Source organism: Blastococcus xanthinilyticus (assembly GCF_008124835.1).
Classification (GTDB): domain Bacteria; phylum Actinomycetota; class Actinomycetes; order Mycobacteriales; family Geodermatophilaceae; genus Blastococcus; species Blastococcus xanthinilyticus.
Window position 1 is genome coordinate 66626 of record NZ_VNHW01000008.1, and the last position, 13680, is coordinate 80305.

Here is a 13680-nt window from a genome sequence, read left to right on the forward strand (position 1 = left end):
CTCCCGGCGCCCGGCCGGGAGCGGGATCAGACCCGGGGCCGGGCCCCGGGAACCCGCAGCGCGCGGACCGGCCGGCTGTCCAGCCAGCCGAGCACCCGCTCGGCCGGCATGGGCCGGGAGATGTGGTACCCCTGCGCGATGTCGCACCCCCACGCGCGAAGGGCGGCGAGGGACGCGGCGTCCTCGACGCCCTCGACGACCATGCTCATGCCGAGGTCCCGGCTCAGCTGCAGCGTGCTGCGCACGATCGCGGCCGCCCGGTCGTCGGTGGTGAGGTGTGCGACGAAGCTGCGGTCCAGCTTGAGCTCGTCGACGGGCAGCGCCCGCAGGTAGGACAGCGAGGAGTACCCGGTCCCGTAGTCGTCCACCGACAGGCGGACGCTCAGGCGGCGCAGCCCGGCCATGACCTGCTGGCTGCGGGCGGCGTCGGCCATGAGGACGTCCTCGGTGATCTCCAGGACCAGGGCCCCGGCCGGGACGGCGAAGGCGTCGAGCAGCATCTCGACCTGCTCGGGCAGGGCGACGTCCTGCAGGTTGGAGACCGACAGGTTCACCGCGACCGACAGGTCGTGGCCCTGGGCCCGCCAGCCCTGCAGGTCCCGCAGCGCCCGTTCGAGCACGCGCAGGGCCAGCCGGCGCATGAGGCCGGCCTGCTCGGCGAGCGGCAGGAAGACGTCGGGGTACAGCAGGCCGCGCGCGGGGTGGTTCCAGCGGACCAGCGCCTCCAGGCCGACGACGGTCCCGGTGCGCAGGTCCAGCTTCGGCTGGTAGTGGTTGTCCAGCTGCTCGCCGTCCAGTGCGCCCCGGAGCTGCTCCAGGGTCTCCAGGCGGTCCCGCGAGGCGGGGGTGCCGTCGGGCGCCCACACCTCATGACCCTGCCGGCCCCGCTTGGCGGCGTACATCGCGGTGTCGGCGCGGGCGAGGAGGAGCGAGCGGTCGCGGCCGTGGTCCGGGCAGAGCGCGATGCCGACGCTGGCATCGACGTGCAGCGGCATCCCGTCGAGGACGAACGCGTCGCGCAGCGCCGCGCCGATGCTCTCGGCCACCGCGCGGGCCCGGGTGTCGTCGGCGTCGGGCAGGAGGACGGCGAACTCGTCGCCGCCCATGCGCGCCAGCAGGTCGCCGTCGTCCAGCACGCCCTGCAGCCGGGGGCCGACGAGGCACAGCAGGTCGTCGCCCACGCTGTGCCCGAAGCTGTCGTTGATCTCCTTGAACCGGTCCAGGTCGATCATGAGCAGGGCGCACCGGCCGGCCGGCTCGGCGTAGACGGTCGCCTCCACCGCCTCGGTGAACCGGCGGCGGTTGGCCAGCCCGGTGAGCGGGTCGTGGTGGGCCTCGGTGGCCAGTTGGGCGAGCCGCAGCTGCTCGGCCGCCCGCAGCTCGGCGTTCTCCACGACGAGGGAGCCCTCGAGGGTGACCTGGGAGACGGCGTCCCGGACGGCCGGGGACCAGGTGCGGGGTGCGCCGACCGAGCCGGAGACGACCAGGCCGAGGAGGCGGCCGCCGGACAGCAGCGGCACGCTGAGGTAGGAGGACAGGTCCAGTGCCCGCACGAGCTGCGGGTCGAGCAGGTCGCCGGCGGCCGCGTCCTCCACGAAGACCGGCCTCGGGTCGGCGCTGGCCTGCCGCCACAGCGGTACGGACGCGGCGGGGGTGCCGACCACCCGGGTGGCGACGACCTCCTTGTGCGACTCGGGCCAGTCGACGTGCCGCACCTCGCCGATCCGGCCGTCGGCGCCCAGCAGGTAGGCGGCGCTGCGGTCGGTCCCGGCCAGGCGCTGGACGGCGCGGGCCAGCACCTCCGCGGCCTCGGCCACGCCGGTCGCCGCCGAGCCGTCGACGAGCAGCTGCCGCACGACCTCGGCGGTGGCCAGGGAGGCGGCGCGCGCCTGGCTGGTGCGGGCCTGCTCGATGACCCCACCGAGGTGGGCTCCCGCGGCGGCGGCCAGGCGACGGACGGCCTCGGAGAACGGGCGCAGCTGCGTGCTGTCGAGCGTGAGGACGCCGGCCAGCTCCGGAGCGCGGCCCAGCGGCACGGCCAGCGCGGAGGCGATCTGGAAGGAGTCCACCCACCAGCCGTCGACGAGCCCGGACGTGCGGTCCGCGGTCCGGGGCTCCCCGGTGCGCAGGACCGTCTCGGCCAGCTCGAGGGCGACCGGCGCGTTGCGGAACTGCTCCCAGGTGACCGGGTCGCGCCGGCCGTCGGCGTAGGCCGCCATCCGCGGGACCAGCCGGCCGTCCTCGACCAGGAAGATGCAGGCGCGCTCCACCTCGCCGAGCTCGGCGAGCCGGCGGCAGGCCGAGCCGAGCAGGGCGTCCATCGACTGCGCCTGGCCGGCGGACTCGATCAGCCCGAGCAGCACGGCGGCCTGGTCCAGCCGCCGCTGGTCGGAGCGGCGGGTCCACGCCTCGGCGAGCGCGGCGGCGAGGCGGGGAGCCGCCTGGCGCAGCAGGTGCGGCGCGGCGGCGGCCGCGGGCTCCACGGTCAGGACGCCCACGACCTCGCCGTCCAGGATCAGCGGCTCGCCGTGGGCCGAGCGGATGCCCACCTCGGCGAGCTGGCGGTCGGCCCTGCGGCGGCCGTCGGCCCGGGCCACGACGGCCTGCCGGCTGGTGATGACCGCGGACAGGAAGGGGGAGTCGGAGACGAAGGCGGGGGTGCGCAGCGCGGGGTGCGTGGGCCGCGGCGTGCTGGGGGAGGAGGCCTGCCGGAACGGCACCACGAGCTCGGTGGTCGCCTCGTGCACCCACACCGACACCCGGGTGGCCCCGGAGGAGGCGCGCAGCCGGGCGAGCAGGTGCGCCAGCGCCGCCTGGGCGTCGTAGGGCGACGGCTGCCGTGGGGCGGAGCCGGCCTGCGTCGTCTCGGGCACGTCATCAAGATCGGCTTCCTCCCAGGGCGCTTGAGCCGGGTGCGGGGGCCCACCCCGATCGGGTGAGCTGGGCCCAGCGCCGGCCGCCGGGGGACCTCCGCCGGAGGGACGAGGGAGTGGCCCGTGGCACGGCGCTCGACGGGGCAGGTGATACTGAGGAGGCATCCTGGCGCACCGGTCCCGGCCGGCGGCGCTGCCCGAACGTCCCCGGGAGGGAACCCCGTGACCTACGTCATCACCCAGGCCTGCGTCGACGTTCTCGACAAGGCGTGCATCGACGAGTGTCCGGTGGACTGCATCTACGAGGGCGACCGGATGCTGTACATCCACCCCGACGAGTGCGTCGACTGCGGCGCCTGCGAGCCGGTGTGCCCGGTGGAGGCCATCTACTACGAGGACGACGTCCCGGACAAGTGGAAGGACTTCTACAACGCCAACGTGGACTTCTTCTCCGACCTGGGCAGCCCCGGTGGCGCGGCCAAGACCGGCAAGATCGGCAAGGACCACCCGCTGGTGGCCGCCCTCCCGCCGCAGGGCGAAGGGCACTGACGGCTGACGCCGCAGGGCCCTCCCGCGCCCTGCCGGACTTCCCCTGGGACTCCCTCGCCGGGGCGCGCGCCCGCGCGGCGCAGCACCCCGGCGGGGTGGTCGACCTGTCGATCGGCACGCCGGTCGACCAGACCCCCGCCGTGCTCCGGGACGCGCTGGCCGGCGCGGCGGACGCCCCCGGGTACCCGACGGCGCTGGGCACCCCCGCGCTCCGGACGGCGGCGGCAGCCTGGCTGCGACGGCGCCTGGACGTCGAGGTCGCCGAGTCGCCGGACGGGCCACCCCCGCTGATCCCCACGGTCGGCTCCAAGGAGCTGGTGGCGCTGCTGCCCACCCTGCTGGGCCTGCAGGGCAGCGCGACCACCGTCGTCCTCCCGGAGGTCGCGTACCCGACCTACGAGGTCGGCGCCGTCCTGGCCGGGCTGGCGGTCCGGCGCAGCGACGTGCCACCCGCCGACGGGGCCGGGATCTCGCTGGTCTGGCTGAACTCCCCGGGGAACCCGCACGGTCGGGTGCTCACCGACGACGAGCTCCGGACGTGGGTGGCGTGGGGGCGGTCGCACGGGATCCCCGTCGTGGCCGACGAGTGCTACATCACCCTCGGCTGGGACGTGAGGCCCCGGTCGATCCTGCACCCCGCCGTGGCGGGGGATGACCACACCGGCCTGCTGGCGGTGCACTCGCTGTCCAAGCAGTCGACCGCGGCCGGCTACCGGGGCGGTCTGCTCTCCGGTGACCCGGCGCTGGTCCGCCAGGTGTGGGAGGTGCGCCGGCACCTCGGCCTGCTGGTGCCGGCACCGGTCCAGGCCGCGATGGCCGCCGCGTTCGACGACGACGCGCACGTCGACGCCCAGCGCGAGCGGTACCGCTCGCGGCGGGACCGGCTGGCCGCGGCGGTGCGGGACGCCGGGATGCGGATCGAGCACTCCGAGGCCGGGCTCTACCTCTGGGCCACCCGCGACGAGGACTGCTGGACCACCATCGACCGGCTGGCCGGGCTCGGGATCGTGGCCGCACCGGGCAGCTTCTACGGCCCGGCCGGCGCCCGCCACGTCCGGCTCGCGCTCACCGCGACCGACGAGCGGATCGACGCCGCGGTGGAGCGGCTGCGCGGCTGAGCGGCGCGGCGGCCCAGACCGCTCCCGTGCAGGGCGGCCGGGCGGGGTGGCGTCACAGGGCCCGACCGATCGGATGACCTCAGCCCTTCTGCCTGCGCCGCTTCGCCGCCATCCGCTGTATGCCGCATGGGCGACAACCGCGCGCCGGGTTCTGGTTCAGTGTGTGCGGAGTGGTCCTCCACGGCCGACCGCAGTGCGGGCACGTCCACCAGCAGGCGTCGGTGCAGTTCGGCTTCATATCGAACAACGACTTGCCCGGGCGTGTCTCGTTCCGCACGAATCGGCCCACCAGGTGAGGATGCCGGTCGGCGAAGCTCTCCCCTCGGCGCGGCACCGCGGTCGTCGCGGCGCCGCGACGGTAGGAACAGGGCGGGCAGCCGGTGTTCAGGGCCGTTCGGTTGGCCACCCGTGCTTCCCACTCGTGTCCGCAGCCCCGGCACCGCCAGAGCACGCGGTCATCCCCGGACGGCGCGAGATCCGCGGCCGTGAGGCCCGGTCGACCGATCGCCTCGACGAACTCACCGGCCATCTCCGGGTGCTCCGAGAGAAGGCTCCGGGAGCGCGCCGCCGACCGCAGCTGCCGCCAACGCGCATCCGCACGAGTCCGTGCTGCCGCACGCGACGCGATCGAGGTCTGGTGCGTCTGCATACCTGGCTCGTAAGTCCGTAGCGCGCGGAAGACTCCCGACACCCACATTCCCGGGTCGCTCTCGTCGCCATGGGGCAGCAGGATCTGCTGCCGCGGCGCCGAGCGACCCGGGGGGAGCATCCCCAGAACGCGCGGGCGCACCCGGACGTACCGTCTGCCAGCCAGCCGGTCCAGCTTCCGGGCGTCTCGCGCGACTGCCTCGTCGGACGCGTGCCAGCCGCTGGGGTCCAGGTCGACGAGTAGGTCGGCTCCCGTGACCAAGAGGTCGATGCGCTCGTCACCAGCGCGGTCAGCGCGGGCAAGACGGGGTCCGAGGACGACGGTCAGGCCGGTGGCCAGCTGGACGAGTTCGGCCACCTCGAACTCGAGGCGGCTCGTCCACAGCCCGGCGAGGCACGCCGGGCACTGGCTGCCGTACTTCACGCGCTGGCGGGCTGCCGTCTCCCACTCGTGACCCTGCCTGCAGCGCCACAGGACTCGGTCGTGGGAACCGCTCGGCGTGCTCGAGGCATCCCGGTCAGGCCGGGTCAGGTTGCCCACGAAGTCACGGGCCAGTTCCCGTGAGACCTCGCTGAGGGGACGTGATCTAGCGGGCCGCCTCCGTGCGAGCTCCGCCTGCCGCCGCCGTGCGCACTCGGGGCAGCCGGAAGACCGCTTCGTCCGGTTGGCTACGGAAGTGACCCACTGCGCGCCACAGGCCGAACACCGCCAACGGCAACGAGCCCCGCTTCCGGTCATCAGGTCGCCCGGCCGGTAGTGGGACGGCGCGCCGTCGACCACGCCGACGAACTCAAGCGCGATCTCTGGATGGGTCCGGGCCAGCCCGCGGGACCGGGCCCTCAGAGCGCGTACGTCCAGTCCCCACCCGCGGGCGGCGAGACGCACCAGCGAGCCACTGCGCCCGTAGATCCTGCCCACTTCGTCGGCAGTGAGGCCCGTTGCCAACAGGCGTTCGAGCGCGTCGCGGTCGAGGTCCTGCCAGCTCTGCGGCCTGTGCCCGGCGGGCGTCTCCATCTGCGGATCGTGCCGGCGAGGTGTGACAGTTCCGGTGGACCGCCCGGCCCGCGCTGGGTCCGGGCCTGTCGCAGCGCGACCAGGTCACCGGCAGAGCGGAGCCTCGGTCGCAGCGGGGTCCAGCGTGGCTGCGAGCTCCTCGGCGAACGAGGACCACTTCCCGTACGCGAGTGGGAACGCGCTGCGCTGCACGGCGTCTGCCACGAGCGTCAGCTCCCCGGTCTCCCACCCGGGCACCTGCACGAGGTGGTCGTAGAACGTGCCAGCCGCGTAGACGGGGTCCTGCACTTGCTCCGGTGTGCCCCAGCCCTGCGAGGGGCGCTGCTGGAACAGCCCGAGCGAGTCGCGGTCGCCGTAGTCGAGGTTGCGGAGGGTCGACTCCTGCATCGCCGTCGCGAGCGCGATGACGACGGCTCGCTCCGGCAGCCCCCGCGAGCGGCCGACCTCGGCGATGGTGGCCGCGTTGGCCATCTGGTCGGCGGTGAGCGTCACCGACGAGGCGGGCAGCGCGCACGTCCCGTCGGCGGGATCCTGTTCGGTGCCCCACGCGACGCCGGCGAGGAGGGCGACCGCGATCAGCAGCGCCGGCCACCAGCGCGCGACGCCACCGGCGCCGCTGCGACGACGTCGCCGTGCCGCGGGGCCGCGTCGGCGGGACGCAGGCCGGGCGCCGCCGGAACGGGCGGCCGGCCGCCGGGCGGGCCGGCGTCCGGGAGATTGCCGGGACCCCGGCCGGGTGCCGCTGCGGGCCCGGGCCGCGGCGGGGCGCGTCGCGGTGCGGGGACTGCTCATCAGGACCGACTGTAGGTCGAGCTCGCGGCCCGTGCCGGGACGCGGGCACGGTGCCGGGCGTGCGCCGTGGCGCCCGGTGACCGAGGTCGCAGCCCGCCCTCGCGTGGGCTGTTCCCGACCGGCCGGCACCGATACCGTGTGCCCGCCGTCGAGGAGGAGCCATGGCTGACGTCCTGCTGCCCGGGATCACCACCACGCGGGTGGCCACCCCGCGACTGACCCAGAACGTCGTGCACCCGGTCGCCGTGGTGCCGGCGGAGCTCGCCGGCGACGGCGAGGTCGTGCTCTTCGTCCACGGCAACGTCAGCTCGGCGCTCTTCTGGCAGCAGCCGTTGCTGGCGCTGGTGGAGGAGGCCCGCGTGCGGCCGGTCGCGGTCGATCTGCGCGGCTACGGCGACACCGATCCGCTGCCGGTGGACGCGCGCCGCGGCGTGCGTGACTGGGCCGACGACGTCGCGGCGCTGGTGGAGGCCCTCGGCGTCGAGCGGGTGCACCTGGTCGGCTGGAGCATGGGCGCAGGCGTCGTCCTGCAGTACCTGCTCGACGCGCCCGCCCGGGTCGCCTCCGTGACGCTGGTGGCCCCCGTCTCGCCGTACGGCTTCGGCGGCACGGCCGGGCCGGAGGGACGCCGCCTCGCCGAGGACGGCGCGGGCTCCGGTGGCGGCGCGGCCAACCAGGAGTTCGTCGCCGCGCTCGCCGCGGGCGACTCGGGGAGCGGTAGCCCGACCAGCCCGCGGTCGATCCTGCGGGCGTTCTACGTGGCGCCGGGGTCGCTGCCGCTGGACCCCGCCCTGGAGGACGTCTTCGTCGCCTCGATGCTGTCGACCCGCACCGGCGTGGACCACTACCCGGGCGACTCCGCGCCCAGCCCGACGTGGCCGGGCGTGGCTCCGGGGAAGCGCGGCGTCCTGAACACCATGGCGCCGACGGTCATGGACGTCTCGGGGATCGCCGCGCTGGCCGACAGGCCTCCGGTGCTGTGGATCCGGGGCGACGCCGACGCCATCGTGTCGGACACCTCGGCGTTCGACCTGGCCCACCTGGGGCAGCTGGGCGCGGTGCCGGGCTGGCCGGGCGAAGCGGTCTGCCCGCCGCAGCCGATGGTCGCCCAGACCCGCGCCGTGCTCGAGGAGTACGCCGCGGCCGGGGGCTCCTACCGCGAGGTCGTGCTGCCCGGGGTCGGGCACTCGCCGCACGTCGAGCGGCCGCAGGAGTTCGTGGTGGCCCTGCTGGAGCACCTCGACGTCGCCACGGAGACGTCGGCCGCCCCCCGGTGACGCCCGGTCGTGCCGAGTGGGGCCCGGAGGGTCCCGGGCAGGCGCGAATCAGCGGCTCCGTGCAACGCGGGGACGGCACGTGGCCGCGGTGGAGGCCGGAGGCCGACCTATGTATTCGCGTGCAGCTCGGCGTTCAGCGCGCCCCACGTGCCCTGTCGGACGACGGCCTCCAGCGTCCCGGTCACGCTGTTGCGGCGGAACAGCAGCCCGTCGCGGCCGGACAGCTCGCGCGCCTTGACCACCGAGCCGTCGGGCAGCGTGATCCGCGAGCCGGCGGTGACGTAGCAGCCGGCCTCGACGACGCAGTCGTTGCCGAGCGAGATCCCGATGCCGGCGTTGGCGCCGATCAGGCAGCCGGTACCGATGGAGATCCGCTGGGTCCCCCCGCCGGACAGGGTGCCCATGATCGACGCGCCGCCACCCACGTCGCTGTCCGCGCCGACGACCACACCGGCGCTGATCCGGCCCTCGACCATGGAGGGGCCCAGCGTGCCGGCGTTGAAGTTGACGAAGCCCTCGTGCATGACCGTCGTCCCGTCGGCGAGGTGGGCGCCCAGCCGCACCCGGTCGGCGTCGGCGATGCGGACGCCGGTGGGGATGACGTAGTCGACCATCCGCGGGAACTTGTCCACGCCGAAGACGGTCACGTGGCCGACCGCCGCCCGCAGCCGGTGCGCGTTGAACGTCGCCGCCTCCACCGGGCCGGCGCTGGTCCAGGCCACGTTGGTGAGCAGCCCGAAGACGCCGGTCATGTCCGCCTGGTGCGGCCGGATCAGCCGGTGCGAGAGCAGGTGCAGCCGCAGCCACACGTCGTGGGTGTCCACCGGCGGGGCCGACAGGTCGGCGATGACCGTGCGGACGGCGACGACCTCGACGTCCCGTGCCTCGTCGGTGCGCACCAGCCCGCCGTAGTCGGGGCCCAGCTCGCCGGAGAGCTCGAGCGCGCCCAGCCGGGTGGTGCCCGTGGCCGCGCCGTCCGGGGCGTCGAGCCGCGGCTCGGGGTACCAGGTGTCGAGCACGGTGCCCGCCCGGGTGATCGTCGCCAGACCGGCGGCGGAGGCGGAGACGGGCACGGCGGCGGAGGCTGCGTCGGTCACGAGGACGACGCTACCCAGCCCGTGGCTCCGCGTGGGTGCTGGGACCCGGGGAACGCCAGCGGGTCCCGGGGCCCAGCACGGTCCTTCGCCTAGGCTCGGCAGGCGTGAGCGCCCCGCCCGAGCTCGACCTGTCCACCGACGTCCTCGCGCTGACCCGCGCCCTCGTCGACGCCCCGTCGGTCTCCGGCAGCGAGACCGCGCTCGCGGACGCGGTCGAGGCCGCGCTGCGTGCGCTGGGCGGGCTCGAGGTGGAGCGGATCGGGGACACGGTCCTCGCCCGCACCAACCTCGACCGGCCCGGCCGGGTGGTGCTGGCCGGCCACCTGGACACGGTGCCCATCGCCGACAACGTGCCCAGCCGACTGGACGAGACCACCGGCCGGCTGTACGGCTGCGGCACGTCGGACATGAAGGCGGGGGATGCGGTGATGCTGCGGCTGGCCGCGACGTTCGGCGTCCCGGGCGCCGAGCCCGCGCACGACCTCACCTTCGTCTTCTACGACAACGAGGAGGTCGAGTCGGTGAAGAACGGGCTCGGCCGGGTGGCCCGCGAGCGCCGCGGCTGGCTCTACGGCGACCTCGCCGTCCTCCTGGAGCCGACCGACGGCGAGATCGAGGCCGGCTGCCAGGGCACGCTGCGCGCGGTGCTGTCGACCAAGGGCCGCCGCGCGCACAGCGCCCGCAGCTGGCTGGGCGAGAACGCCATCCACGGCCTGGCCGGCGCGCTGGCGGCGCTGGCCGCCTACCGGCCGCGCGAGGTGGAGATCGACGGCTGCACCTACCGGGAGGGGCTCAACGCGGTGGGGATCGCCGGCGGGGTGGCGGGCAACGTCATCCCCGACGAGTCGTCCCTGACGGTGAACTTCCGGTACGCCCCCGACCGGGACGAGGACGCCGCCGAGGCGCACGTCCGGGAGGTCTTCGCCGAGGCGATCGCCGCCGGCGCCACCCTCACCGTGGTGGACAACGCCGGGGGCGCGCTGCCCGGGCTCGGTGAGCCGGCCGCGGCGGCGTTCATCGCGGCGGTCGGCCGGCCCGCGCGGGCCAAGCTGGGCTGGACCGACGTCTCCCGGTTCGCCGCGTTCGGCATCCCGGCGGTCAACTACGGCCCCGGCGACCCGCAGCTGGCGCACACCCGCGAGGAACACGTCCTCGTCGAGCGGCTGCAGCCGGCCGTCGACGCCCTCACCGCCTACCTCTCCGGGAGCAGCTCGTGACCACCCCGCCGTCCGACGGTCACCGCCCGCGCCCGACCCGGCACAAGGGCCCGATCATGCTGCGCAAGGGCGAGCCCGACCCGCAGAACCGGGGCACGACCACCGACCAGCGGCTGCTCGACCGCAGCGGCGGCGCTGACTTCGTGCACACCGACCCGTGGCGGGTCATGCGCATCACGTCGGAGTTCGTCGAGGGCTTCGGCCTGCTCGCCGAGCTGCCCCCGGCGGTGAGCGTGTTCGGCAGCGCCCGCACGCCCAGGGACCACCCGCACTACGCCGCGGGGGTGCAGCTGGGCGCCGCGCTGGTCGAGGCGGGGTACGCGGTGATCACCGGCGGCGGCCCCGGAGCGATGGAGGCGGCCAACCGCGGTGCCTCGGAGGCCGGGGGGATGTCGATCGGGCTGGGCATCGAGCTGCCGTTCGAGCAGGAGCTCAACGAGTGGGTCGACGTCGGCATCTCGTTCCGCTACTTCTTCGTGCGCAAGACGATGTTCGTGAAGTACGCGCAGGCGTTCGTGATCCTGCCCGGCGGCTTCGGCACGCTCGACGAGCTGTTCGAGGCGCTGACGCTGGTGCAGACCCGCAAGGTGACCCGCTTCCCGGTGATCCTGCTCGGCAGCGCGTACTGGTCCGGTTTGGTCGACTGGATCCGGGCGACGATGCTGACCGAGGGCATGATCGGCCCCGGTGACCTCGAGCTGGTCACGGTCACCGACGACGTCGCGGAGGCGGTGTCGGTCATCCGCGCCGCCGATGCCGCCCGAGAGCGGGGGGACGCCGGCGACGGGCTGCCGAGCGCGATCGGCGCACCGCCCTCCGACGCCTGAGGTGCTGTCGTTCGTCGTCTTCGTCGTCACCGTCCTGCTGGTCGGGGGGCTGCTCTTCCTGCTCGCCGCGCTGGTGCTCGGGCGGGGGGAGACCCAGCCACCGGCCGAGGTCGACCGCTCGCCGGTCGAGCTTCCGGACGACCGCCGGGTGACCGCTGCGGACGTGCGTGCGCTGCGGATCGCGGTCACCGCGCGCGGGTACCGGATGGCCGAGGTCGACTGGCTGCTCGACCAGTTCGCGCACACCCTGGACGAGCGGGATGCCGAGATCGCCGCGCTGCGGGCCGAGCTGGCCGCGCGCCGCGAGCAGGAGCTGCCGACCGATCCCGGTCCCGGGTCAGCTGAGGACGAGAGGAGCACCGATGCCTGAGGTGACCCGGCGGGTGGACGTCGACGCGGCGCCGGAGCGGGTGTGGGCGGCGCTGACCGCCTGGACGCGGCAGGGGGAGTGGATGGTCGCCACGGACGTGGAGACCGTCGGCGGGCCGGCGCAGGGCGTGGGTGGGCGGCTGGCCGCGCGCACCGGGCTCCCGCTGCCCGGTGGCCGCCACGTCGGCCTGCTGGACACCATGGTGATCACCGAGTGGGACCCGCCCCGGCGGGTCGTCGTCCAGCACACCGGCCGGCTGGTGCGCGGCCCGGGCATCTTCGTCATCGAGCCACGCGGCGCGCACTCCACCTTCGTCTGGACCGAACGGCTCTGGCTGCCCTACGGCCTCCTGGGCCAGGTCGGGTGGGTGCTGGTCAAGCCGTTCGCGCTGCTGGGCATCGACCTGTCGCTGCGCCGGTTCGCCGCCTTCGCCCGCGACTTCTGACCCGCTGCGGGGCGCGCTCCCCGGTCGGTGAGGATGGGCGCGTGCACATCCCGTACGCGGCCGCGGAGCGCGGTCGGTGAGCCGTCGCGGCTGGGCGCTGTTCCTCACCATGTCGGTGATCTGGGGCGTCCCCTACCTGCTGATCAAGGTCGCCGTCGGCGACGTCTCGCCGGTCTCGGTCGTCTTCGCCCGCTGCGTCATCGGCGCGGCGCTGCTCCTGCCGTGGACGATCGCCCGCGGCCAGCTGCGCCCCGCGCTGCGGCACTGGAAGCCGCTCCTGCTGTTCACGGTGCTGGAGATGACCGGTCCGTGGCTGCTGCTCGCCTACGCCGAGCAGAGCCTGTCCAGCTCGCTCACCGGCCTGCTGGTGGCCGGGGTGCCGTTCGTCGCCGCGATCGCCGCCCGGGTGGCGGGGGAGGAGGAGCGGCTGACGCCGGTGCGCCTGCTGGGCATGGGCATCGGCGTCGTCGGCATCGCCGTGCTGCTGGGTCTGGACGTCGAGGGCGCGCAGCTGCTGCCGCTCCTCGCCGTCGGGCTGGTGGTGGTCGGCTACGGCACCGCGCCGCTGGTGGTCAGCCGGGCGCTCCCGGGGGTGCCGGGCGTGGCCGCGAGCTCCGTGGCGCTGGCCGTCACCGCGCTCGTCTACGCGCCCTTCGCCGTCCCCCGGCTCGGGCAGGTGACCGCCGCACCGGCGGACGCACTGCTGTCGCTGCTCGCGCTCGGGGTGCTCTGCACCGCGGTGGCCCTGGCCGTGTTCTTCGCGCTCATCCGGGAGGTCGGCCCGCAACGCGCCCTGGTGATCACCTTCGTCAACCCGGCGGTCGCCGTGCTGCTCGGGGTGCTGCTGCTCGACGAGCCGTTCACCCTGGGCCTGGCCCTGGGCCTGCCGCTGGTGCTCACCGGCTGCGTGCTCGCCACGCGGCGGAGCCCCCCGCGGGCCGAGCCGGCCGTCGCCGCCGTGGCTCCGGGCTGAGTGTTGCGGACGTCAAGTTGCCTTGACAGTCAAGGTGGCTTGACGGATGGTGGGCCCATGACCGACCTCTCGGAGCTCGAACGCCGGTACACGCTGGCTGCTGCCGTAGCCCGGCTCGAGGAGCTGCGGACGCGCGAAGCGGTGGCCGACCCCGAGCAGCCGGGTCAGGACGCGCTGCCGACCCTGCGCCGGGAGGAGTCGCTCGAGCTGCTTGCGCTCCAGGAGCTGGTCGCCCGCAAAGCCGGCTACGGGCGACAGCTGACGGTGCGCACGGCCCGGGCGGCCGGCGCCTCCTGGGCGGAGATCGGCGAGGCGCTGGGCACCACCCGTCAGGCGGCGTGGGAAGCCCACCAGCGCTGGATCGACGGACAGGCAGCTCAGTTCGGCGCCGTGGGTCAGATCGGCTTCGACCCGGCGGACACGGACGCCGCACGGGCGCTGGCCGGCGAGCCCGACCGGGACTGACCGAGGGCAGGCAG

Annotated in this window: 13 protein-coding genes; 9 read left to right on the forward strand and 4 right to left on the reverse strand. The window is 75.0% G+C overall.

All coding sequences use genetic code 11. From position 1 onward, the window contains the following. Positions 1-26: 26 nt before the first annotated feature. Positions 27-2873 carry a bifunctional diguanylate cyclase/phosphodiesterase gene (locus tag BD833_RS13240; protein ID WP_166533617.1) on the reverse strand — a complete coding sequence of 949 codons (2847 nt, stop codon included), beginning with the start codon at positions 2871-2873 and terminating at the stop codon, positions 27-29. Between the two features lie 222 nt (positions 2874-3095). Here BD833_RS13240 and fdxA point away from each other — a divergent pair, with 222 nt between their 5' ends. Both fdxA and dapC read left to right on the forward strand, forming a co-directional pair. After that, on the forward strand, positions 3096-3422 hold the full coding sequence (gene fdxA / locus BD833_RS22745) for a ferredoxin (RefSeq protein WP_208092637.1): 327 nt from the start codon (positions 3096-3098) through the stop codon (positions 3420-3422). 29 nt (positions 3423-3451) lie between these two features. After that, complete coding sequence (gene dapC / locus BD833_RS13245) at positions 3452-4540, forward strand: succinyldiaminopimelate transaminase (protein WP_279536020.1); 1089 nt, start codon at positions 3452-3454, stop codon at positions 4538-4540. A 79-nt stretch (positions 4541-4619) separates the two neighbouring features. Here dapC and BD833_RS13250 read toward each other — a convergent pair whose 3' ends face one another. Both BD833_RS13250 and BD833_RS23270 read right to left on the reverse strand, forming a co-directional pair. After that, the gene (locus tag BD833_RS13250) at positions 4620-6203 is read right to left on the reverse strand and encodes a zinc-ribbon domain-containing protein (protein WP_166533619.1); all 1584 of its coding nucleotides are present in this window, start codon (positions 6201-6203) and stop codon (positions 4620-4622) included. Positions 6204-6287: 84 nt separating this feature from the next. Continuing rightward, on the reverse strand, positions 6288-6995 hold the full coding sequence (locus BD833_RS23270) for a hypothetical protein (RefSeq protein WP_208092638.1): 708 nt from the start codon (positions 6993-6995) through the stop codon (positions 6288-6290). A gap of 161 nt (positions 6996-7156) precedes the next feature. On the opposite strand from BD833_RS23270, the gene BD833_RS13260 reads away from it, so the two are divergent. Beyond that, the gene (locus BD833_RS13260) at positions 7157-8272 is read left to right on the forward strand and encodes an alpha/beta fold hydrolase (RefSeq protein WP_166533620.1); all 1116 of its coding nucleotides are present in this window, start codon (positions 7157-7159) and stop codon (positions 8270-8272) included. Positions 8273-8379: 107 nt separating this feature from the next. Here BD833_RS13260 and dapD read toward each other — a convergent pair whose 3' ends face one another. Beyond that, positions 8380-9369, reverse strand: coding sequence for a 2,3,4,5-tetrahydropyridine-2,6-dicarboxylate N-succinyltransferase (gene dapD, locus BD833_RS13265; RefSeq protein WP_166533621.1), 990 nt, complete (start codon positions 9367-9369; stop codon positions 8380-8382). Between the two features lie 104 nt (positions 9370-9473). Here dapD and dapE point away from each other — a divergent pair, with 104 nt between their 5' ends. From dapE to BD833_RS13295, 6 genes are all read left to right on the forward strand, one after another. Then, positions 9474-10586 carry a succinyl-diaminopimelate desuccinylase gene (gene dapE / locus BD833_RS13270; protein WP_166533622.1) on the forward strand — a complete coding sequence of 371 codons (1113 nt, stop codon included), beginning with the start codon at positions 9474-9476 and terminating at the stop codon, positions 10584-10586. After that, on the forward strand, positions 10583-11413 hold the full coding sequence (locus BD833_RS13275) for an LOG family protein (protein WP_243737643.1): 831 nt from the start codon (positions 10583-10585) through the stop codon (positions 11411-11413). Before dapE ends, BD833_RS13275 begins: the two co-directional genes overlap by 4 nt. A 1-nt stretch (position 11414) precedes the next feature. After that, entirely contained in the window at positions 11415-11783 is a 369-nt protein-coding gene (locus BD833_RS13280; protein ID WP_166533623.1) for a DivIVA domain-containing protein, read from the forward strand. Beyond that, positions 11776-12228 carry an SRPBCC family protein gene (locus BD833_RS13285; protein ID WP_166533624.1) on the forward strand — a complete coding sequence of 151 codons (453 nt, stop codon included), beginning with the start codon at positions 11776-11778 and terminating at the stop codon, positions 12226-12228. The genes BD833_RS13280 and BD833_RS13285 overlap by 8 nt, the downstream gene beginning before the upstream one ends. 76 nt (positions 12229-12304) lie before the next feature. Further along, a complete protein-coding gene (locus BD833_RS13290) occupies positions 12305-13201 on the forward strand; it encodes a DMT family transporter (protein WP_166533625.1) in 897 nt (298 codons plus the stop codon). Positions 13202-13258: 57 nt separating this feature from the next. Further along, complete coding sequence (locus BD833_RS13295; protein WP_166533626.1) at positions 13259-13666, forward strand: hypothetical protein; 408 nt, start codon at positions 13259-13261, stop codon at positions 13664-13666. The last annotated feature ends 14 nt before the right edge of the window (positions 13667-13680 follow it).

Bases quoted from the DNA above. Each gene is read 5' to 3' on its own strand.
- BD833_RS13260 (WP_166533620.1), top strand. From the start codon at position 7,157: ATGGCTGACGTCCTGCTGCCCGGGATCACCACCACGCGGGTGGCCACC.
- BD833_RS13285 (WP_166533624.1), top strand. From the start codon at position 11,776: ATGCCTGAGGTGACCCGGCGGGTGGACGTCGACGCGGCGCCGGAGCGG.
- BD833_RS13250 (WP_166533619.1), bottom strand. From the start codon at position 6,203: ATGGAGACGCCCGCCGGGCACAGGCCGCAGAGCTGGCAGGACCTCGAC.
- BD833_RS13295 (WP_166533626.1), top strand. From the start codon at position 13,259: ATGACCGACCTCTCGGAGCTCGAACGCCGGTACACGCTGGCTGCTGCC.
- BD833_RS23270 (WP_208092638.1), bottom strand. From the start codon at position 6,995: ATGAGCAGTCCCCGCACCGCGACGCGCCCCGCCGCGGCCCGGGCCCGC.